Source organism: Acidovorax sp. LjRoot117 (assembly GCF_964252695.1).
GTDB lineage: Bacteria > Pseudomonadota > Gammaproteobacteria > Burkholderiales > Burkholderiaceae_C > Acidovorax.
Map to the genome: position 1 here is coordinate 236460 of NZ_CAXUPO020000002.1, position 20654 is coordinate 257113.

At 66.2% G+C, this 20654-nt stretch carries 19 protein-coding genes and 1 tRNA gene; 12 read left to right on the plus strand and 8 right to left on the minus strand.

Annotated features, from left to right (window positions below; all coding sequences use genetic code 11):
- Positions 1-39 precede the first annotated feature (39 nt).
- Together ACSQ3D_RS06475 and gudD are read left to right on the plus strand one after the other, a co-directional pair.
- Positions 40-1029 carry a Bug family tripartite tricarboxylate transporter substrate binding protein gene (locus tag ACSQ3D_RS06475; protein ID WP_436126723.1) on the plus strand — a complete coding sequence of 330 codons (990 nt, stop codon included), beginning with the start codon at positions 40-42 and terminating at the stop codon, positions 1027-1029.
- A gap of 158 nt (positions 1030-1187) precedes the next feature.
- Complete coding sequence (gudD, locus tag ACSQ3D_RS06480) at positions 1188-2540, plus strand: glucarate dehydratase (protein WP_436126303.1); 1353 nt, start codon at positions 1188-1190, stop codon at positions 2538-2540.
- Positions 2541-2688: 148 nt separating this feature from the next.
- Here the strand turns inward: gudD and ACSQ3D_RS06485 are convergent, their stop codons facing one another.
- Positions 2689-4218, minus strand: a complete 1530-nt coding sequence (locus tag ACSQ3D_RS06485; RefSeq protein WP_056421127.1) for an ATP-binding protein — start codon at positions 4216-4218, stop codon at positions 2689-2691.
- 10 nt (positions 4219-4228) lie between these two features.
- Positions 4229-4960: an osmolarity response regulator transcription factor OmpR gene (gene ompR / locus ACSQ3D_RS06490; RefSeq protein ID WP_010460834.1), complete on the minus strand. Its 732-nt coding sequence runs from the start codon at positions 4958-4960 to the stop codon at positions 4229-4231.
- A 217-nt stretch (positions 4961-5177) separates the two neighbouring features.
- Between ompR and ACSQ3D_RS06495 the strand changes: the two genes are divergently transcribed.
- Positions 5178-5894, plus strand: coding sequence for an SIMPL domain-containing protein (locus ACSQ3D_RS06495; protein WP_436126304.1), 717 nt, complete (start codon positions 5178-5180; stop codon positions 5892-5894).
- 136 nt (positions 5895-6030) lie between these two features.
- On the opposite strand, the gene ACSQ3D_RS06500 is transcribed toward ACSQ3D_RS06495, so the two are convergent.
- Positions 6031-6813, minus strand: a complete 783-nt coding sequence (locus tag ACSQ3D_RS06500; RefSeq protein WP_056421130.1) for a 3-hydroxybutyrate dehydrogenase — start codon at positions 6811-6813, stop codon at positions 6031-6033.
- 72 nt (positions 6814-6885) lie between these two features.
- Here ACSQ3D_RS06500 and ACSQ3D_RS06505 point away from each other — a divergent pair, with 72 nt between their 5' ends.
- The 5 genes from ACSQ3D_RS06505 to ACSQ3D_RS06525 all read left to right on the plus strand — a co-directional run bounded on the left by ACSQ3D_RS06505 (position 6886) and on the right by ACSQ3D_RS06525 (position 11048).
- Entirely contained in the window at positions 6886-7845 is a 960-nt protein-coding gene (locus ACSQ3D_RS06505; protein ID WP_436126305.1) for an alpha/beta fold hydrolase, read from the plus strand.
- Positions 7842-10058 carry a RelA/SpoT family protein gene (locus ACSQ3D_RS06510; RefSeq protein WP_436126306.1) on the plus strand — a complete coding sequence of 739 codons (2217 nt, stop codon included), beginning with the start codon at positions 7842-7844 and terminating at the stop codon, positions 10056-10058. The genes ACSQ3D_RS06505 and ACSQ3D_RS06510 overlap by 4 nt, the downstream gene beginning before the upstream one ends.
- A gap of 88 nt (positions 10059-10146) precedes the next feature.
- Positions 10147-10223 (plus strand) — tRNA-Val (locus ACSQ3D_RS06515).
- 376 nt (positions 10224-10599) lie between these two features.
- Positions 10600-10758: a hypothetical protein gene (locus ACSQ3D_RS06520; RefSeq protein ID WP_436126307.1), complete on the plus strand. Its 159-nt coding sequence runs from the start codon at positions 10600-10602 to the stop codon at positions 10756-10758.
- 86 nt (positions 10759-10844) lie between these two features.
- Complete coding sequence (locus tag ACSQ3D_RS06525) at positions 10845-11048, plus strand: hypothetical protein (protein ID WP_056421134.1); 204 nt, start codon at positions 10845-10847, stop codon at positions 11046-11048.
- A gap of 392 nt (positions 11049-11440) precedes the next feature.
- Here the strand turns inward: ACSQ3D_RS06525 and ACSQ3D_RS06530 are convergent, their stop codons facing one another.
- Positions 11441-12544, minus strand: a complete 1104-nt coding sequence (locus tag ACSQ3D_RS06530) for a mechanosensitive ion channel family protein (protein WP_436126308.1) — start codon at positions 12542-12544, stop codon at positions 11441-11443.
- Positions 12545-12631: 87 nt separating this feature from the next.
- Entirely contained in the window at positions 12632-12841 is a 210-nt protein-coding gene (locus ACSQ3D_RS06535) for a hypothetical protein (RefSeq protein ID WP_200912471.1), read from the minus strand.
- A 208-nt stretch (positions 12842-13049) separates the two neighbouring features.
- On the opposite strand from ACSQ3D_RS06535, the gene phaR reads away from it, so the two are divergent.
- Positions 13050-13586, plus strand: a complete 537-nt coding sequence (gene phaR, locus ACSQ3D_RS06540) for a polyhydroxyalkanoate synthesis repressor PhaR (protein WP_056421142.1) — start codon at positions 13050-13052, stop codon at positions 13584-13586.
- A 179-nt stretch (positions 13587-13765) separates the two neighbouring features.
- Positions 13766-15157, plus strand: a complete 1392-nt coding sequence (rimO, locus tag ACSQ3D_RS06545; RefSeq protein WP_436126309.1) for a 30S ribosomal protein S12 methylthiotransferase RimO — start codon at positions 13766-13768, stop codon at positions 15155-15157.
- A 166-nt stretch (positions 15158-15323) separates the two neighbouring features.
- Here the strand turns inward: rimO and efp are convergent, their stop codons facing one another.
- The 3 genes from efp to ACSQ3D_RS06560 all read right to left on the minus strand — a co-directional run bounded on the left by efp (position 15324) and on the right by ACSQ3D_RS06560 (position 18126).
- Positions 15324-15878, minus strand: coding sequence for an elongation factor P (gene efp / locus ACSQ3D_RS06550; RefSeq protein ID WP_056421144.1), 555 nt, complete (start codon positions 15876-15878; stop codon positions 15324-15326).
- Positions 15879-16040: 162 nt separating this feature from the next.
- Positions 16041-17231 (minus strand): elongation factor P maturation arginine rhamnosyltransferase EarP, encoded by a 1191-nt coding sequence (earP, locus tag ACSQ3D_RS06555; protein ID WP_436126310.1) that lies wholly within the window; start codon positions 17229-17231, stop codon positions 16041-16043.
- Positions 17232-17241: 10 nt separating this feature from the next.
- The gene (locus tag ACSQ3D_RS06560; protein ID WP_056164942.1) at positions 17242-18126 is read right to left on the minus strand and encodes a LysR family transcriptional regulator; all 885 of its coding nucleotides are present in this window, start codon (positions 18124-18126) and stop codon (positions 17242-17244) included.
- Positions 18127-18415: 289 nt separating this feature from the next.
- Here ACSQ3D_RS06560 and ACSQ3D_RS06565 point away from each other — a divergent pair, with 289 nt between their 5' ends.
- Both ACSQ3D_RS06565 and ACSQ3D_RS06570 read left to right on the plus strand, forming a co-directional pair.
- Complete coding sequence (locus ACSQ3D_RS06565; RefSeq protein ID WP_056164943.1) at positions 18416-19645, plus strand: CaiB/BaiF CoA transferase family protein; 1230 nt, start codon at positions 18416-18418, stop codon at positions 19643-19645.
- A complete protein-coding gene (locus ACSQ3D_RS06570) occupies positions 19642-20652 on the plus strand; it encodes a hydroxymethylglutaryl-CoA lyase (protein WP_436126311.1) in 1011 nt (336 codons plus the stop codon). Before ACSQ3D_RS06565 ends, ACSQ3D_RS06570 begins: the two co-directional genes overlap by 4 nt.
- The last annotated feature ends 2 nt before the right edge of the window (positions 20653-20654 follow it).

The window sequence follows — 20654 nt, forward strand, 5'->3', positions numbered from 1 at the left end:
TGTGTCAACCATCCAACTTCGGAGACATCCACCATGTTCATCAAGAAACTGCTGCTGACCGCAAGCGCGTGCAGCCTGGCTTTTGCTTTCGCCGCATCGGCCCAGACGGCCGCGCCCGGTACACCCGCAGCCTGGCCTGAAAAGCCCGTGACCATCGTCGTGCCGTTCCCGGCCGGCGGCTCCACCGACATGGTGGCCCGCGCCATGGCGCAGCACATGGGCGACAAACTGGGCCAGAATTTCGTGGTGGACAACCGCCCCGGTGCCACGGGCACGCTGGGCGCTGGCATGGTCAAGCGCGCGCCGGCCGATGGCTACACGCTGCTGGTGTCCTCGCTGGGCGCCTTCGTCGTAGCGCCGCACCTGCTCAAGAGCGTGCCGTACGACGCGCTCAAGGATTTCGACTACATCACCGTGCCGGTGCAGGCGCCCAACGTGCTGGTGGCCGCCCCTGGCCAGAAGGCGCGCACCGTGAAGGAAGTGATCGCCCAGCTCAAGGCCAACCCCGGCAAGGTGAGCTTTGCGAGTTCGGGCAACGGCTCGTCGGACCACCTCTCGGCCGAAGTGTTCTGGCAGCAAAGCGGCACCGAAGGCCTGCACATCCCCTACAAGGGCGGCGCTCCGGCCATCAACGACCTGCTGGGCGGGCAGGTGGAGTTCTCGTTCCAGAACGTGAACGCCGTGCTGCAGCACATCCGCGGCGGCAAGCTGCATGCAATCGCTGTGACCGGTGACAAGCGCAGCCCGGTGCTGCCCGACGTGCCCACCCTGGCCGAGGCCGGTGTGGCCGGTGCCGAGGTGTACTCGTGGCAAGGCATGGCCGCGCCCAAGGGCCTGCCGCCAGCGCTCAAGAAGAAGCTCTCGGACGCAGCCATCGCCGCCCTGAACGACCCGACCGTGAAGAAACGCATGCTCGACCAGGGCCTGGAGATCGTGGCCAGCACGCCCGAAGCCTTCACCGCTTACCAGGCGCGCGAATTCGCGCGCTGGAAGACAGTCATCGAGACCCGCAAGATCACTGCCGATTGAGCGCGACTCAAAAACCTCTTGTGGCGTTGTTGCTCCGTCTTGTCGTGCTCCTCGCATTGCCTGCGACGTAGCGCCTGGCCAGAACCGCTTCGCCGAGGTTTGTGAGCCGCTTTGACACGAAAGAACCGGGGGGCGCTCCCCCCATATTCCAGAACACCATGACCACCTCTTCCAACCCTTCTGCCGCCAGCACCCCCGTCGTCACTGAACTGCGCGTGGTGCCCGTGGCGGGCCACGACAGCATGCTCATGAACCTGAGCGGCGCGCACGGCCCGTTCTTCACGCGCAACCTGCTCATCCTGCGTGACAGCGCGGGCAACACCGGGGTGGGCGAGGTGCCCGGCGGCGAGAAGATTCGCCAGACCATCGAGGATGCGCGAGCGCTGATCGTGGGCCGCCCCATCGGGCACCACAACGCCGTGCTCAACGCCATGCGCGCGCAGTTTGCCGACCGCGATGCAGGCGGGCGCGGGTTGCAGACGTTTGATCTTCGCATCACCATCCACGCGGTCACCGCCGTGGAATCAGCCTTTCTGGACCTGCTGGGCCAGCACCTGAACGTGCCCGTGGCCGCGCTGTTGGGCGATGGCGTGCAGCGCGAATCGGTGCAGATGCTGGGCTACCTGTTCTACGTGGGGGACCGCCAAAAGACTGACCTGGCCTACCGCACCGAGCCCGGTGCCGACAACGACTGGTTCCGCCTGCGCAACGAGAAGGCCATGACCGCCGACGGCATCGTGCGCCTGGCCGAGGCCGCATACGAGCGTTACGGCTTTGCCGACTTCAAGCTCAAGGGCGGCGTGCTGCGCGGCGAGGAAGAGGTCGAGGCCATCCGCGCGCTGCACGAGCGCTTTCCGGAAGCGCGTGTGACGCTGGACCCCAATGGCGGCTGGCTGCTGAAGGACGCCATCCGCATCACGCGCGACCTGCACGGCGTGATGGCCTATGCCGAGGACCCCTGCGGCGCCGAAGGCGTGTTCTCGGGCCGCGAGGTGATGGCCGAGTTTCGCCGCGCCACGGGCCTGCCCACCGCCACCAACATGGTGGCCACCGACTGGCGCGAGATGGCCCACAGCCTGGCCCTGCAGTCGGTGGACATCCCCCTGGCCGACCCGCATTTCTGGACCATGGCCGGGTCGGTGCGCGTGGCGCAGATGTGCCAGGCCTTCGGCCTGACCTGGGGCTCGCATTCCAACAACCACTTCGATGTCTCGTTGGCCATGTTCACCCACGTGGGCGCCGCCGCCCCCGGCCGCGTGACGGCCATCGACACGCATTGGATCTGGCAGGACGGCGAACGCCTGACCAAGGAGCCGTTCCAGATCAAGGACGGCTTCATCCAGCTCCCCAAAAAGCCCGGCTTGGGCGTGGAGCTGGACATGGACGAGGTCGAGCGGGCCCACCGCCTGTATCTGGAGCACGGCCTGGGCGCGCGCGACGATGCGATCGCCATGCAGTACCTGATTCCGGGCTGGAAGTTCAACAACAAATCGCCGTGCATGGTGCGTTGAACGGTAGACGCTGGTGCGTCGTCACCCCGTCGTGTCGCACTCGCGGCATTGAGCAAAGCGTAAAGAGCCACCTCAGCCCAGGTGCGGCACGGCACAATGCAAAAAGCCCCGAAGTCCGGGGCTTTTTGCATTGGGGAAAGAGCGCCGATCAGGCCGTCCGGTCTTCGGCCCGGCGCCGGGGCAACTGGCGCTTGACGGACGGGCGTTGCAGCCGCTGCTTGGGGTCGGCGCCATCCGGTAGCCCTGTGGCGCGCTGCAACTGCAAGTGCGCCACCAGGCCGCCTGTGCTGGAGTTGGCCAGCGCGAAGATGCCGCCCATGCGCTGCACGGTCTTGTCCACGATGGACAGGCCCAGGCCCGCGCCCGCCGCTGCGGTGCGCGCCGAGTCGCCGCGGAAGAAGGGCTTGGTCAGGTTGGACAACTGCTCGGGCGGAACACCCGGGCCGTGGTCGCGCAGCTTGACCAGCACCCAGTTCTCGCGCCCCTTGGCGGCGATGTCCACGTTGGTGATGCCGGTGTCCTCCGCCTTGCCGTAGCGCCGCGCGTTTTCCAGCAGGTTGGAGATCACGCGCGCCAGTTCCACCTCGTCGGCCAGCACGTTCAGGTCCTCGGGGACCGACATCGTGATCTGCAGCTCGCGGTGGTCCTGCACGGCGTAGACGCACGACGACACCACGGCATGCAGGTTTACCGGGGTGAGCGTGACGTGGTCGGGCCGCGCGTAGTCCAGGAACTTGTCGATGGTGGCGTCGAGCTGCACGATGTCCGCCACCATGTGCTCGCGGGCGACCTCGTCGTTCACGCTCATCTCGGTTTCGAGCCGCAGGCGCGCCAGGGGCGTGCGCAGGTCGTGCGAGATGCCGGCCAGCATCACTGCGCGGTCCTGCTCCAGCTTGGCCAGCTTTTGCGCCATGCGGTTGAAGCCGATGTTGACCTCGCGGATTTCGCTGGTCACCACCTCTTCATCCAGGTGGCTGGCTGCGAAGTCGCCGTCCTTGACGCGGTTGGCAGCGTACGAGAGCTGCTTGAGCGGCCGGTTGATCAGCCGCGCGATGGCCGCAGCACCCGCCAGCGACAGGGCGCCCGCGGTGATGAGCCAGATCAGCCAGGTGCGGCCGCCAGCCGGGCTGAACCGCGAGCGGTCCATCAGCAGCCAGTTGGGGTCGCCGTTGATGTTGAAACCCACCCACAGGCCGGTCTCGCCGTTCACGTTCTGGGCCACGATGGTGTCGGGCCCCAGGCGCTGGGTGAGCTCGTCGGTGAGGCGGTTGCCCAGGGCCGTGCCTTCGAGCAGCTCGAACTTGTCCTTGGGCTCGCGCGGGAGGATGCGCACACCTTCCTGGTCCGCCATGGTCTTGATGAGCGAGACGCGTGCAATCGCATCCGAGTGCACCAGTGCAGCGCGGCTCAGGTTGACCAGCGATGCGATCTGCTGCGCCGTGTGCAGCGTGCGCGGCTCGAACTCCAGCGCCCGCAGCGTCTGCAGCCAGGCCAGGATACTGCCCACCAGCAGCAATGCCAGCAGGAAGAAGGTGCGCCAGAAAAGGTTGAGCCCCACGCGCGCGCGCTGCTCCCGCGCAAGGCGCAGGGCTTCGAGCGGCGCGGGGCTGGTGGCGTCGGGCGGGGCGGTCACGGATTGCCGGAAAGGGGGTCTCGGCTTGCCGTCATTCTTTCGCATGAAGAGGGGCTCAGCTGGTTCCGTCCGGCACGAACACGTAGCCCACGCCCCACACCGTCTGGATGTAGCGCGGCGCGGCCGCATCGACTTCGACCAGCTTGCGCAGGCGCGAAACCTGCACGTCCAGGCTGCGGTCGAAGGGCTCGAACTCGCGGCCGCGTGCCAGCAGGGCCAGCTTTTCGCGGGACAGCGGCTGGCGCGGGTGGCGCACCAGCGCCTTGAGCATTGCGAATTCGCCGGTGGTCAGCGGCAGTTCTTCACCATTGCGCTGCAGGGCGCGCGTGCCCAGGTCGAAGGTGAATGGGCCGAAGGTGACGACCTCGTTGTCGCCCGACGGGGCACCGGGGGCTTCCTGCGCGGGGCGGCGGCGCAGCACGGCGTGGATGCGGGCCAAGAGTTCGCGGGGATTGAAGGGCTTGCCCAGGTAGTCGTCGGCGCCCACTTCCAGGCCGACGATGCGGTCCACGTCCTCGCCCTTGGCCGTGAGCATGATGATGGGGGTGCGGTCATTGGCGGCGCGCAGGCGGCGGCAGATCGACAAGCCATCTTCGCCCGGCATCATCAGGTCGAGCACGATGATGTCCACCGTCTCGCGCAGCAGCAGGCGGTTCAGGGCCTTGCCGTCTTCAGCGACCATGACCTCGAAGCCTTCCTGCGTCAGATAGCGGCGCAGCAGATCACGGATACGGGCGTCGTCGTCCACCACGAGAACTTTGTCGGTGCGATTGGTTGTTGTGGCCATGTAGATCTCAAGTCCAATTTGTAACAGAGCCGATTCTGACCACTTGGAACGCCGAAGTTCGGGTTTTGGGGGGTGGTTTGACCAACTGTTACAAGTTTTGCCCAGCTTCGCACGCTGGTGCGCCGTGGTTCAAACGTGCTGCCATCCCGTGCGGTTATGGTGAAGCCCGCACATGCCCGCATGGAGGCTGTGTTTTGCCTTGAAGGACATTCAGACCATGAAAAAAACTACCAAAATGATAGCTGCCAGCGCTTTGCTGGCTTGCGCTGGAGCCGCTTTTGCTCAAACCGCTGCGCCCGTGCCCGAGCCGCGCAATGTGGTGCAGTTGTCGGCCACAGGCGCGGTCGAAGTGCAGCAGGACCTGCTGGTGCTCAACCTGGCCACCAGCAAGGAGGCAGCCGACGCAGCCACCGTGCAGACCCAGCTCAAGCAGGCGCTTGACACGGCCCTGACCGAAGCCAAGCGCAATGCGCAGCCCGGCCAGCTGGATGTGCGCACGGGCCCGTTCGGCCTGTACCCGCGTTATGGCAAGGACGGCAAGATCAATGGCTGGCAGGGCCGGGCGGAGCTGGTGCTGGAAGGGCGTGACTTTTCGCGCATCACCACCACTGCCGGCAAGATCCAGACAATGTCCATCAGCCAGGTGGCCTTCGGCCTGTCGCGGGAGGCGCGTGCCAAGGTCGAGGGCGAGGCCCAGACGCAAGCCATCGAGCAGTTCAAGGCGCGTGCGGCAGAACTGGCCAAGGGCTTTGGTTTCAGCAACTACAGCCTGCGCGAAGTGGCGGTCAACAGCAACGAGTCGATGCCTGGTCCTCGCCCGCGCATGATGGCTGCCGAGGCCAAGATGGGTTCGTTCTCGGATTCCGCGGTACCGGTGGAAGCCGGCAAGGCCCAGGTCATCGTGAACGTGTCCGGCTCCGTGCAGATGCGTTGACGGAACGGCCCGCCACCAGGCGTTGAAGGCGCGTGGGGGTGAAGCCAAATGGAACAAGGAAAAAGCGCCGGCCATCTTGGCTGGCGCTTTTTTTCTGGGACGGCGCCACGGCGCCCGACCCGCAGGCCTGCCGGGTTTACTGCGCGGCCCAGCCGCCGTCCATGTTCCAGGCCACGCCACGCACGTTGTTCGCGGCGGGGGAGCAGAAGAACACCGCCAGTTCGCCCAGCTCCTCGGGGGTGGTGAACTGCATCGAGGGCTCTTTTTCGCCCAGCAGCAGCTTCTTGGCGTCTTCGTTCGACAGGCCGTGTTCCTGCGCCTTGGCGTCCACCTGCTTTTGCACCAGCGGGGTGAGCACCCAGCCGGGGCAGATGGCGTTGCAGGTGACGCCCGTCGTGGCGTTCTCCAGCGCGGTGACCTTGGTCAGCCCGACGATGCCGTGCTTGGCGGCCACGTAGGCCGATTTCTGTGCCGAACCCACCAGGCCGTGCACCGAAGCCACATTGATGATGCGGCCCCAGTTGGCGCTCTTCATGCCGGGCAGCGCCAGGCGCGAGGTGTGGAAGGCGCTGGAGAGGTTGATGGCCATCACCGCGTCCCAGCGCTCCACGGGGAAATCCTCCACGTTGGCCACGTGCTGAATGCCTGCGTTGTTGACCAGGATGTCCACCCGTCCGAACTGCGAGGCGCTGTACTTCATCATGTCTTCGATGTCCGCCGCGCGGCTCATGTCGGCACCGTGGTAGGCCACCTGTATGCCTGCAGATTCGCCGGCGGCCAGCACTTCGGCGCGCGGGCCGTCCACATCGCCGAAACCGTTGAGCACGATGTTGGCGCCCTGGCGGGCCAGGGCTTTGGCGATGCCCAGGCCGATGCCGCTGGTGGAGCCGGTGACGAGGGCGGTTTTGCCTTTCAGCATGAGAGTCTCTCCCGAATGAATTACGATGCAACGCAGCTGATTATCAAGCGCTGCTCCCGGATTCCGCCCCCCATGATTGAACCTACGCTGAACTACGTACTGTGCCCCGGCCCTGCGGCCGCACCGGTGTCAGCAGGCGCAGCGCCTGCTCCTGCACAGCAGCATCGCATGGCGTACTGGGAGTGGAATGCGACGGGCGACCCCGCGCACCCGCACGTGATCGTCTGCGTGCATGGTCTTTCGCGGCAGGGGCGCGACTTCGATACCTTGGCCGCAGAGCTCGCCCGCCATGCGCGCGTGGTGTGCCCCGACGTGGTGGGCCGGGGCCGCAGCGACTGGCTGGCAGACCCCATGGGCTATCAGATTCCCCAATACGCCGCCGACATGCTGTCGCTGGTGGCGCGACTGCACCAGCAGGCACCCATCAGCACCCTGGATTGGGTGGGCACCAGCATGGGGGGGCTCATCGGCATGGGCATTGCGGGCCAGCCGGGCCTGCCCTTGCCGGTGCCAGTGCGCCGCATGGTGCTCAACGATGTCGGGCCCGTCATTCAGTGGCAGGCGCTGCAGCGCATCGGGCAGTACCTGGGGCAGATGGCCCGCTTTGAATCGGTGGAGCAGGCGGCCCAGGCGATGTGGGCGATCTCCACGAGCTTCGGGCCGCACACCGAGGCCCAGTGGCTCGATCTGTCGCGGGCGATGGTGCGGCCCCTGCCGGACGGTGGCGTGACGCTGCATTACGACCCCCAGATCGCCGTGCCTTTCAAGACATTGACGCAAGACTCGGCGGCTGCGGGCGAAGCGGCGCTCTGGCACCTGTACGACCACATCACGGCGCGCACGCTGCTGTTGCGTGGAGCACAGTCCGATCTGCTGTCCCGCGATACGGCGCAGGCCATGACGCAGCGCGGTCCCCGTGCGCATGTGGTGGAGTTCGAAGGCGTGGGGCATGCGCCCACGCTGGTGGCAGCTGACCAGGTCGCCGCCGTCACGGGTTTCTTGCTGGCAGCAGAAGGTGCGGCGGCGGAATGAAAACCAACCTTTCCGCTGCTGCGACCGCATCCCCCCAGCCAGACGCCGTTCCTCAGCTCATCGCGGCCACGGCGCACACGCTGCCGGAGCAGGTGAATGCGCTGGTGCGCGCAAGGGCCTTTGCCGAGCCGTTGATGGCGGGCGAAACCCTCGATTCGGGGGAGAACACGCTGGCCCATGCCGACGCCGTGGCGGCCATCCTCAAAGGCATCGGCGGCTCCGAAGCCATGCAGGCGGCCAGCTACCTGGTGCATGCCTGCATTCACCTGGCCAAGCCGCACGACGTGATCTCCAAAGCGTTTGGCGAGAACTTCGCCGCGCTGGCGGTAGAGACCACCAAGCTCATGCGGGTGCAGCAGCAGGCCCGCGCCGGGGACCGTGTGGATGGCCAGGCGCTGCAGACCGAGAACGTGCGCAAGATGCTGCTGGCCTTCTCGCGCGACCTGCGGGTGGTCATGCTGCGCCTGGCCTCGCGCCTGCAGACGCTGCGCTTTCATGCCGCCAGCAAGCGGCCCGTTCCGCCCAGCCTGGCGCGTGAGTCGCTGCAGGTGTTTGCGCCGCTGGCCAACCGCCTGGGCATCTGGCAGATCAAGTGGGAGCTGGAAGACCTGTCGTTCCGGTTTCTGGAGCCGGACACCTACAAGGAAGTCGCCCGTCTGCTCGACGAGAAACGCGGCGAGCGCGAGGTCTACATGGTGCAGTTGCGCTCGCGCGTCGAGGCCGACCTGCGCGCGCACAGCATCAGCGCCAGCGTGCAGGGCCGCCCCAAGCACATCTACAGCATCGTCAAGAAGATGCGCGGCAAGTCGCTCAACTTCGACCAGGTGCTGGACATCCGCGCGCTGCGCGTGGTCGTGCCCACGGTCAAGGACTGCTACGCGGCCCTCAGCTGGGTGCACCAGCAATTCAAGCCCATCGTCGAGGAGTTCGACGACTACATCGCCAAACCCAAGCCCAACGGCTACCAGTCGCTGCACACCATCGTGCGCGACGACAACGGCAAGCCCATCGAAATCCAGATCCGCACGCAGGGCATGCACGACCATGCCGAGCACGGCGTGGCGGCCCACTGGGCCTACAAGGAGGCCGGCAGCAAGGGCTATGCGGGCGTGTCCGCCACGGGCGAGTACGACGCCAAGATCGCCGTGCTGCGCCAGTTGCTGGCCTGGGAGCGGGACCTGTCGGGCACCACCGAGTCCAACAGCGGCCTCTTCGAAGACCGCATTTACGTGCTGACCCCCGACGCCGCTGTGGTCGAGTTGCAGCAGGGCGCGACCCCCGTGGACTTTGCCTATGCCGTGCACACCAGCGTGGGGCATCGCTGCCGTGGCGCCCGTGTGGATGGTGCCATGGTGCCACTCAACACCCCGCTGCAAAACGGGCAGACGGTCGAAATTTCCACCGTCAAGGAAGGCCGCCCGTCGCGCGACTGGCTCAACGCCGATCTGGGCTACCTGACCAGCCACCGCGCCAAGGCCAAGGTGCGCGCCTGGTTCAACGCGCAGGCCACGCATGAAACCATCGGCCGCGGCCGGGAAGCGGTCGAGAAGCTGCTGCAGCGCGAAGGCAGGACGGCCATGAGGCTGGACGACCTGGCGGCGCAGCTTGGGTTCAAGTCCGCCGACGCATTGTTCGAAGTGGTGGGCAAGGACGAGTTTTCGCTGCGCAACATAGAGACCGTGCTGCGCCCGCCCGAGCCGGTGCGGCAGCCCGACGACTACCTGCTGCTCAAGAAGACCCGCACCAACGAATCGGCGCCCAAGGGCGGCGTGCTGGTGGTGGGCATCGATTCATTGATGACGCAGCTGGCCAAATGCTGCAAGCCCGCGCCGCCGGATGACATCCGCGGCTTCGTCACCCGCGGAAACGGCGTGAGTGTGCACCGCGCGGACTGCAGCAACTTCCGCGAGATGGCGGCGCGCAGCTTGGAGCGGGTGATCGAGGTGGAGTGGGGCGTGCCCAAAACCGCCGCCCAGGCTGCCGTCTACCCAGTCGACGTGGCCGTGGAAGCCGCAGACCGCCAGGGGCTGCTGCGTGACATCTCGGAAGTCTTTGCGCGCGAGAAGACCAACGTGATCGGCGTGCAGACCCAGTCGGTCAAAGGCACGGCCTGGATGACGTTCACGGTCGAGGTCGCCGACTCGGGGCGTCTGAACAAGGTGCTGGGCATCGTGTCGGGTGTGCCGGGGGTGCGTTCGGCGCGTCGGCGTTGATGAGTGATGGCAGCAGCCTTGCAATGATTTCGCTGCACATTTCAAAACGCCTGTTTTTTATGGCTATAATCGTGGTCTAAACAACGACAGGCGCGTAGCTCAGCTGGTTAGAGCACCACCTTGACATGGTGGGGGTCGTTGGTTCGAGTCCAATCGCGCCTACCAAGTTTTCTTTTGAAGCAGACCAGGCTTCAATAATCTGAAAATTTGGCATACAAATTCAAGCCGCTCCCGCAGAGCGGCTTTTTTGTTTCCGGGATTCGAGTCGCATGGCACGTCGTCGAGCATGTCGCTCTCTGAGCCTGTCCCGTCCCGTCCCGTCCCGTCCCGTCCCGTCCCGTCCCGTCCCGTCCCGTCCCGTCCCGTCCCGTCCCGTCCCGTCCCGTCCCGTCCCGTCCCGTCCCGTCCCGTCCCGTCCCGTCCCGTCCCGTCCGTCTCGTGGTGACGGCCGTAACTCCTCGTGACGATTGGCTTTTGTCTGACAGTGCGGGGAAGGGCGGGAAGTTACCTTCTAGGCTCACACAGACTAAAGGGTTACATCATGAATCTCTCTACCAACCCACAGACTTCTGGCCACAACGTTGTAGACACTGATCCCGAGATGGGCATGTACGACATTCGCGTGTTCTGGCTGGCCGCCTTTGCGTCGGTGATGGCGGTCTTGATGGTGGCGTACTTCAAGATGGGCTACCAATTCTGAGTGCGTGAGCACGGAGTTGTGGAACAGTGTTGATCGACCGGGCCGTCCCCGGTCATACTGCTTCATCAACTCACGGAGGAACCCACATGGCCCAAGATTCGAACATCGCGCTGGCGCGCACATTGCACCAATCGTGTGTGCTGGCTTCGGCGCAGATCCAGGAGGCGCAGAGTCTTGCCACGGAGTTGTTCCCGTCCGCGGCCATCACCCGTGCGGACATTCTGGGAATCGCCCAGGTGATTGCGATCAATCATGCGGCCTTGACCAGTGGCGGTGCTCACACCAAATGAGGTACCGTGCAACGCGCGCCATGGGCCCATCAGCGACGCGCTTGCATCTGTAACTGTCTGCTGCGTCAAATAGACACTCCATCCCAAAGAAATGCCAGCCGTGAGGCTGGCATTTTTCCTTGCAGTCACTTCAATTGAAATGTGGAGGAGGGTCCTGCACCGGTGGGGTTCCGGGCTGGGCGGGTGGGTCTCCTTGCGGGGATTCCGGGGACCACGGTGGCGGGTTGTCGACGGGTGGGAATGGCGGGACAGGGGAGGGGGCTGGTGTTTCCATGGCGTCGTTCCTTGGGGTAGGGATAAAGCGTTCAAAACCTGACGTTAGGCGATGGCCGCGGGGCGTTCTGCCAGCCAACATGCCGACCTCGCTGCGGTGTTGTGATGACAACGCAAGGTCAACCCGCTGTGGGGGCCTGACGCGACGGCTCTGCGTGTGCCGATGGTGTGTGCAAGCTGGCTGGTGGCGCCTCGGGAATGCGCACCTGCGGCAGGCAGTCCGGATACTCCCGCTGGATAAAGGTGACCAGCGCTTCGCGAACCCTGCATCGCAGGTCGAACGCCAGCCCGGAGGACCGTGCCGAGACCAGCACCCGGATCTGGATGGTGCGCTCGGTGACGTCGGTCAGCTGCAGCACGTTCACCCGCTTGTCCCATTCGGGCGCGGTAGCCAGCACGCGCTGAAGCTCGGCCCGCAAAGGCTCCAAGGGCAGGCGGTAGTCTGCGTACAGAAACACCGTGCCCAGAATTTCAGAGCTCGTGCGCGTCCAGTTTTGAAAGGGGTGCTCGATGAACCACTGCAGCGGAATGATCAGCCGGCGCTCGTCCCAGATGCGCAGTACCACATAGGTGGACGTGATCTCTTCCACGCGGCCCCACTCGCCTTCGATGATGAGCACGTCGTCGATGCGGATGGGCTGGGCCAGCGCGATCTGCAGCCCTGCGATCATGTTGCTGAACACAGGCCGCGCCGCGATGCCCGCCACGATCCCCACCACGCCGGCCGATGCGAGCAGGCTGGCCCCCACCTGGCGCGCGCCCGGAAATGTCATCAGCATCAGCGCCACGCCGGCCATCACCACACCCGTCATGGCGGTGCGTGCCAGCACGCGCGCCTGGGTGGCGATGCGTCGGGCGGTGAGGTTGTCTTCGACGTCCGCAGGGTGGCGTGCCACGATGCCATTGGCCAAGGCCTGTATCGCCGTGATGGCCAGCCAGCAGGTGCCCGCGATGAGCGCCAGCCCGTTCAAATGCCGCACCCCTGCGATGTGCGGCAGGTCGTCGCTGGCGCCTTGCCAGACCGCCTGCAGTGCGATCAGCGGCAGCAACACGCACATGACAGGGATGCACGCCACCACCACGGTGTGCACCAGGGGAAGCGGGGTGGTCACCCGGCGCAGCACCACTGCGGCTATGCGGTGGGCGACAGCGGCCACCAAGGCCGCGGCGAGGGCGATGAGCCCTGTGGATGACCAGGGAGTGAGCGATGGAAACTCAAGCATCGCAAAGGCGCCGGAGGCAGCAGGCTGCAGGTGTGCTCAATGCCCGAAGGTGTGATCGCGTGATGGATAGGCCGGTGGATGGCATGCCTAGCGAATCCATTGCCGCTTGGGGCGTGGCGTGACGGTGACATCCACGCCCTTGTGCACCGCCGGCTTGCCGGTCGATGGGTCGACTTCCACCATGTCTTCCAGGGCGATCTTCTGGACTTCCGAATCGGTCTCGTTTTCCAGGTCCGCCAGGACGTTGCCGATTTCCTTCTCGGCCTTGTCGACTTTGCTTGTGGTGCTGTCAGCCATGGTGATGCTTTCCCGCGTGATGTGGTCTGGATGCATTGTCGGGAATCACCCGGCCTGGCCATGTCAGCCAAGACCGATATCGCCACGCCGTGCGCGCCATGCGGCGCGGCTTTCGCCCCATTAGGGTTATCCTGCGCCGCCTGCAGGGGTTCGACTTCTAGAATCTGCTGCACTGCAATACAAGGGGTACCACCCCGAGGAGTTCGTCGTGCCCGATTCGCAAAGCGCCGCTGCCGCCAAGTCTGCCCAGCGCGTGATCAAGAAATACCCCAACCGCCGCCTGTACGACACCAACACGTCCACCTACATCACCCTGGCCGAAGTGCGCCAGCTCGTCATGGACCGCGAGCAGGTGGTGGTGCGCGATGCCAAGACGGGCGATGACCTGACCCGCAGCATCCTGCTGCAGATCATTCTGGAAGAAGAGGCCGGCGGCGCCCCGATGTTCACCGAGGCGGTACTGGCCAACATCATCCGGTTCTATGGCCATGCGATGCAGGGCTTCATGGGCGCCTACCTGGAAAAGAATGTGCAGGCCTTCACCGACATCCAGGCCAAGCTGGCCGAGCAATCGCAGAGCGTGACGCCCGAAATGTGGGCCCAGTTCATGAGCCTGCAGTCGCCGATGATGAAGGGCATGATGGGCAACTACGTCGAGCAGTCGCAGTCCATGCTGACGCAGATGCAGGAGCAGATGCAAAAGCAGACGGAGCAGATGCTGGGGGCGTTTGGAATTAAAAGATAAGACCCCCTGAGCCGCTGCGCGGCTTCCCCCAAGGGGGACGCCTCCGGTGGACCGGCGCAGCCGGATCCACGGTGGCACTGGCCTGAATCGTGCCCGTTTTAAGCATCCCCTGGCAGCGTAAATCCTGCGATGGAGGGATACCTTCACCGGTGCAACGCCGGAACTGGGACAATACGGGGATGAGCGAAGTACTCTCCCCCACGAAAACACCCAAAGTCGGCTTTGTATCCCTGGGATGCCCGAAGGCTTTGACCGACTCCGAACTCATCCTCACGCAACTGAGCGCTGAGGGTTACGAGACCTCCAAAACCTTCCACGGCGCCGATCTGGTCATCGTCAACACCTGCGGCTTCATCGACGATGCCGTCAAGGAGAGCCTGGACACGATCGGCGAGGCCCTGGCCGAGAACGGCAAGGTGATCGTCACCGGCTGCCTGGGCGCACGCGCGTCCGAGGGCGGTGGCAACCTGGTGCGCGAGATGCACCCGAGCGTGCTGGCCGTGACCGGCCCGCATGCGACGCAGGAGGTCATGGATGCCGTCCACCTGAATCTGCCCAAGCCGCACGACCCTTTCGTCGACCTGGTGCCGGGCGGCTTCGGCATTGCGGGCATCAAGCTCACGCCCAAGCACTACGCTTACCTGAAGATCAGCGAAGGCTGCAACCACCGCTGCACGTTCTGCATCATCCCGTCGATGCGCGGCGACCTCGTCTCGCGCCCCGTGGGCGATGTGCTCAGCGAGGCCAAGGCCCTGTTCGCGGGCGGCGTGAAGGAGCTGTTGGTGATCAGCCAGGACACCTCGGCCTATGGCGTGGACGTGAAGTACCGCACCGGTTTCTGGGACGGCAAGCCCGTCAAGACCCGCATGCTGGAGCTGGTGCAGACGCTGGGCGAGATCGCCGAGCCCTACGGCGCCTGGGTGCGGCTGCACTATGTGTATCCCTACCCGAGCGTGGACGAGGTGCTGCCGCTCATGGCCACGGGCAAGGTGCTGCCGTACCTCGACGTACCGCTGCAGCACAGCCACCCCGATGTCCTCAAGCGCATGAAGCGCCCGGCCAGCGGCGAGCGCAACCTGGAGCGCATCCAGCGCTGGCGCGAGGTGTGCCCCGAGCTGGTGATCCGCAGCACGTTCATTGCGGGCTTTCCAGGCGAGACCGAAGACGAGTTCCAGCACCTGCTCGACTTCGTGCGCGAAGCGCAGATCGACCGCGCAGGCTGCTTTGCCTACAGCGACGTGAACGGTGCCGCCGCCAACGAGCTGCCCGGCATGCTGCCGATGGAAGTGCGCGAGGAGCGCCGCGCCCGCTTCATGGCCGTGGCCGAAGAAGTCTCCATCGCCAAGCTGCAGCGCCGCGTGGGCGCGACCATGCAGGTGCTGGTGGACCACGCCCCCGCGCTGGGCAAGAAGGGCGGCCGGGGCCGCAGCTATGCCGATGCGCCCGAGATCGACGGCGTGGTGCACCTGCTGCCGCCCGAGAAGATCAGCAAGCAGCTGAAGGTGGGCGAGTTCACCCGTGCGCGCATCGTGGGCACGCAGGGGCATGACCTGGTGGCCGTGCCGGTGTGACGATCGCCCGGGCTGTCTGATTTGCTATGGTTAAATAGCTGCCAGCGCTTGCCCACCAAGCGCTGGATCAGAAAAAGCCGCACACAAAACAAAAAAGGCTTCCCGAGGGAAGCCTTTTTTGTGGGCCGAAGCGAAGCTGCGCTGAGCTGAGGGCAGCTTCGGGCGTTCAGACGCGCTTGCGGTATTCGCCGGTGCGGGTGTCGATTTCGATCTTGTCGCCTTGGCTCACGAACAGCGGCACGGGCACTTCAAAGCCGGTGGCGATCTTGGCGGGCTTGAGCACCTTGCCGGACGTGTCGCCCTTGACGGCGGGTTCCGTCCAGGTGATTTCGCGCTCGACGCTGGTGGGCAGTTCGACCGAGATGGCCTTGCCGTCGTAGAACACCACTTCGAGGGACATGCCGTCTTCCAGGTAGTTCAGTGCGTCGCCCATGTTTTCGGCTTCGACTTCGTACTGGTTGTATTCAGTGTCCATGCAGACATACATGGGGTCGGCGAAGTAGGAGTAGGTGCACTCCTTCTTGTCCAGGATCACGTTGTCGATCTTGTCGTCGGCCTTGAACACGTTTTCGGTGCCGAAGTTGCCGATCAAGCTCTTGAGCTTCATGCGCACGGTGGCTGCGCCGCGGCCGCCACGGGCGTATTCGGTCTTCAGGACAACCATGGGGTCCTTGCCGTGCATGATCACGTTGCCGGCGCGGATTTCTTGAGCGATTTTCATAGCGAGTTGCTTGGGTTGGGGCCGCTCAACGCGCGGGCCGGTGGCTTTCAGCTTTCTCTGGGAAAGGCAGAAGGCGCGCCGTGCCGATGCATGTTCCGCGGCGGGAATGCGCAAGCGCTGTGCACCGATGTGCCGCACCTGTTTTGCGCAAAGCCTTGGATTTTACCGTTTTTCGGCGACAAAGCCCAAAAGTTGCGTGACGAGGTGATCCTGACTCAGCAGCCGGGCACGCGCGGCCCGCACGCAGGCGGTCCATTCAGCGTGGGTGGCCGTGTCGGGCACGACCAGCGCGGTGTCGTCCACGGCGTTCCAGGCCGCATGAAAAGCCCGCAATGAGGGCGGCGCGTCCAGCCAGTCCAGGAACGCCCGCAGCTTGTCGTGGTGGGCGTTGTCGTGCTGCGGGTAGATGTGCCAGACCAGCGCCTGTCCGGCCCACAGGGCGCGCACCAGCGAATCCTCTCCGCGCACCAGGTTCAGGTCGCAGGCCCAGAGCATGTGGTCGAAGGCCGGCTGGGGGCGGGCCGGCAGGTATGCAATGGATAGCTGCTCGCGCTCATCTGGCAAGCGCTGCGGCCCGTTTTCACCCTGGATGCCGGCAGCCAGCGCGGCGTGCACCGCTGCTGCCGGACGACCCGGGGCGACCAGCAATTGCACGCGCTGCGCATCGACCCGCCGGGTCAGTTGCTGCAGCAGCGCCGGCAAGGCCGGGGGCTCGTAGCAGAACAGCGAGATCCAGCAGGCATCGGCCCCGTCGGCCCCGTCTGCAGGCGCCGAGCCCGTGGCGGCTGCGTGCGCCGCCCGCCAGGCGCTGCGGTCGAACGCATCGTGCCGGTCCATCAGGTCGTCTTCGCGCAGCAGGCCGCCGGTGGCGGGCGTGAAGCCGGGGTAGAAGAACCAGCGGGTCCACCCCGCCGCGGGGCCCGACATGATCAGCGACGGCAGGCGGTGGTTGCGCTCCACATAGCCTTCCGCCGAAAGGTACTCAAGGTTGATCCACACAGGTTTTTGGCCGCTACCGCTTGCTGAGAGCGCGCTGTAAGCTATGAATTCAGGAGCAATTTCGCACCCGAAGGCCTCCACCATCACATCGGGCGCACGCTCGGCGGCTGCGGGCGGCGGGGCATGCCAGTCGCGCACCTCCACGCCGGGGCACCCGCCGGGCGCCATCCACGCAAGGGCCGAGGCATCGTCCACCCACAGGCGCACCTGCTGGCCGTGGGCTGCCAGTTGCGTGGCCAGGCGCCAGCACACGCCGATGTCGCCGAAGTTGTCGATGACACGGCAAAACACGTCCCACTGCAGGGCGCGCAGGGCGGGATCGGCAGGCAAGGTGGGGGGTTGGGACGAGATCATCGGTGCCGCCTCATCCCGCGCGCAAGTGGTCCACCAGCAGCCGTGCCACGCTGGAGAGTGATTCTTCCGACCGCACGCACAGCACCAGCTGGCGGTGCGCCCAGGGCTCGTCCAGTGTCACGACGCGGATCGGCTGCGTGCCCTTGTACAGGGCGGCGCTGCCGCGCGGCATCACGCCCACGCCCAGGCCGGCGGCCACCATGAGGCACAGGGCGTCGTAGCTGGTGACCTGCATGCGCAGCCGCAGCGGCAGGCCGGCCTCGGACGCGGCCCGGGTCAGCTGGTTGTTGATGGCGCTGCCGGGGTGCGCGCCGACAAAGTCGTAGGGCAGGGCGTCGGCCAGGCGGGCACTCTTGCGGCGTGCCAGCGCATGGCCCGTGGGCACCAGCAGCACCAGCTCATCGGTGCGGTAGGGTAGCTGCACCACCCGGTCGCCATACTGGCCCTGGTTCAGGATGCCCACGTCGGCCGCGTTCTCGGCCACCGACTGGGCTATCGACGTGCTGATCTGCTCCTGCAGCCGCACGTCCACCTGCGGGTGCAGCGCCATGAAGCTCTGCAGCTGCGCAGGCAAGAACTGCGTGATGGCCGAGATGTTGGCCACCACGCGCACATGGCCGCGCACGCCGGCGCCGTATTCGCGCATCTGGCTGGCGATGCCGTCCAGGTCGTTCAGCACGCCGCGCGCCAGGTTCAGCAGCGCGTAGGCGGCCGCGGTGGGCTCGGTGCCCTTGTTGCTGCGGGTGAACAGCTCCACGCCCAGCGTGCCCTCCAGGTCGGCCAGGCGCCGGCTCACGGCCGAGGCCGCCAGGTGCTCGCGCGCGGCGGCGGCGGCGATGGTGCTTTCTTCCATCACGGCAACGAAGAGGCGCAGGGAGACGGGGTCGAGCTTCATGGCGGTGCGGGTGGGCGGGGGTGTCGATGGTAACGCTGGTGCTCCGCCACCATGCCGGTTTGCGATGGCAGCTTCGTGCATCAGCGTTTTGCAGACGGGCAGGCTGTGCGCATCATTCGCGCCAACGTACAGAGAGCCACGCCCGGCGCTGGCCCATACACCCGCCGTTCGGACTGAGCTTGGCGAAGCCGTACTCTGCGCCGCGCTTCGACAAGCTCGGCGTGAACGGGCGGGGTTGTTGGGGCGCGTGGCGCGTCGTGCATTCACCCTCGAGGAGACACCTATTTCCATGGATTCACCCTTTTCGTCGTCCGCCCTGCACGGCGTGCGCGTGATCGAGATGGGCCAGTTGATCGCCGGCCCTTTCTGCGGCAAGACGCTGGGCGAGTTCGGCGCCGAGATCATCAAGATCGAAGCCCCGGCCGACCCCGAGCGGCCCGGCGTGCCCGGCGGCGACCCGCTGCGCAACTGGCGCCTCATCAAGGAGGGTACGTCGGTGTGGTGGCAGGTGCAGTCGCGCAACAAGCGCTCGGTGGCGCTGGACCTGCGCCAGGCCGAGGGCCAGGATATCGCCCGCCGCCTGATCGCCGAGGCCGACGTGCTGATCGAGAACTTCCGCCCCGGCACGCTGGAGGGCTGGGGCATGTCGCCGGACGAGCTGCACGCGCTCAACCCGGGCCTCGTGATCCTGCGCATCTCGGGCTACGGCCAGACCGGCCCCTACCGCGACCTGCCGGGCTTCGGCGTGATCGGCGAGGCCATGGGCGGTCTGCGCCACCTGACGGCCGAGCCCGGCCGCGTGCCGGTGCGCGTGGGCGTGTCCATCGGCGACACGCTGGCCGCGCTGCACGGCGCCATCGGCGTGCTGACGGCGCTGTACCACCGCAAGGTCAACGGCGGACAGGGCCAGGTGATCGACGTGGCGCTGCACGAGGCGGTGTTCAACGTGATGGAAAGCCTGATCCCCGAGTACAGCGCGTTCGGCGCGGTGCGCGAGGCCGCGGGCAGCGCACTGCCCGGCATCGCGCCCAGCAACGCCTACCCCTGCACCGACGGCTGGGTGCTGGTGGCCGGCAATGGCGACAGCATCTTCAAGCGGCTGATGGCGGCCATCGGCCGGCAGGACCTGGCCGACGCGCCTGATCTGGGCAGCAATACAGGCCGCGTGGCAAGGGTGGCAGAAATCGACGCCGCCATCGGCAGCTGGACCGCCGCGCGCTCGGTGCAGCAGGTGATGGAGACGCTGGGCGGTGCCCGCGTGCCCGCGGGCAAGGTCTACACAGCCCGGGACATTGCCGAAGACCCGCACTACCAGGCCCGCGACATGCTGCTGACCCAGCAGACGCGCGACGGCTACAGCGTGCAGGTGCCGGGCATCGTGCCCAAGCTCTCGGGCACGCCCGGCAGCATCCGCAGCAGCGCGCCGCACCTGGGCGACGACACCGATGCGGTGCTGGCCGAGGCCGGTTTGACGGCAGAGCAGATCGGTCTGCTGCGCAGCAAGGGAGTGATCCAATGACCACCACTACCCGTTCGACCGGCGCCAGCGTCTGGCAGGGCCATGGCCGCCGCATCCACATGCAGGAGGTCGGCACGCGCGACGGCCTGCAGATGGAGCAGGCCTTCGTGCCCACCGACGACAAGATCGCGCTCGTCAACGCGCTGTCGGCCACGGGCCTGGCCAAGATCGAGGTCACCTCGTTCACGTCGCCCACCGCCATCCCCGCGCTGCGCGATGCAGAAATCGTGATGCGCGAGATCGAGCGGCGCCCGGGCGTGGTCTACACCGCGTTAGTGCCCAACCTGCGCGGTGCCGAGCGCGCCATCGAGGCGCGCACGGACGAGCTGAACCTCGTGATGTCCGCGAGTGCCACGCACAACATCGCCAACCTGCGCATGACGCAAGAACAATCGTTCGCTGCGCTGGCCCAGGTGGTGGCCGTGGCCCAGGCTGCGGGCGTGGCGGTCAACGTGTCGCTGTCCTGCGTGTTCGGCTGTCCCATGGAGGGCGACGTGCCCGAGGCTGCGGTGCTCGGCTGGGTGCAGCGGTTCGTGGACCTGGGCGTGGGCGGCATCACGCTATGCGACACCACGGGCATGGCCTTTCCCACCCAGGTGGCGCAGATCACGGCGGCGGCGCGTGCGCGCTGGCCGGGCGTGGACTTCACGCTGCACTTTCACAACACGCGCGGCATGGGGCTGGCCAATGTGCTGGCCGCCATCGATGCGGGCGCGGACCGGTTCGACGCATCGCTGGGCGGGCTGGGCGGCTGCCCCTATGCGCCGGGCGCCAGCGGCAATGTGTGCAGCGAAGAGATCGTGCATGCGCTCGGCCTCATGGGCTACGACACCGGCGTGGACCTGGCCGCGCTGGTGGAAGCGGCGGAACGCCTGCCAGGGTTGATCGGGCACGACATCCCGAGCCAGATCGTGAAGGCCGGCGCCCGGCTGCACCTGCACCCCGTGCCTGCAGATTTCGATGCCATCCGCGACCGGGCGCTGCAGCGCGAGCGCGGCGGAGCGTGACC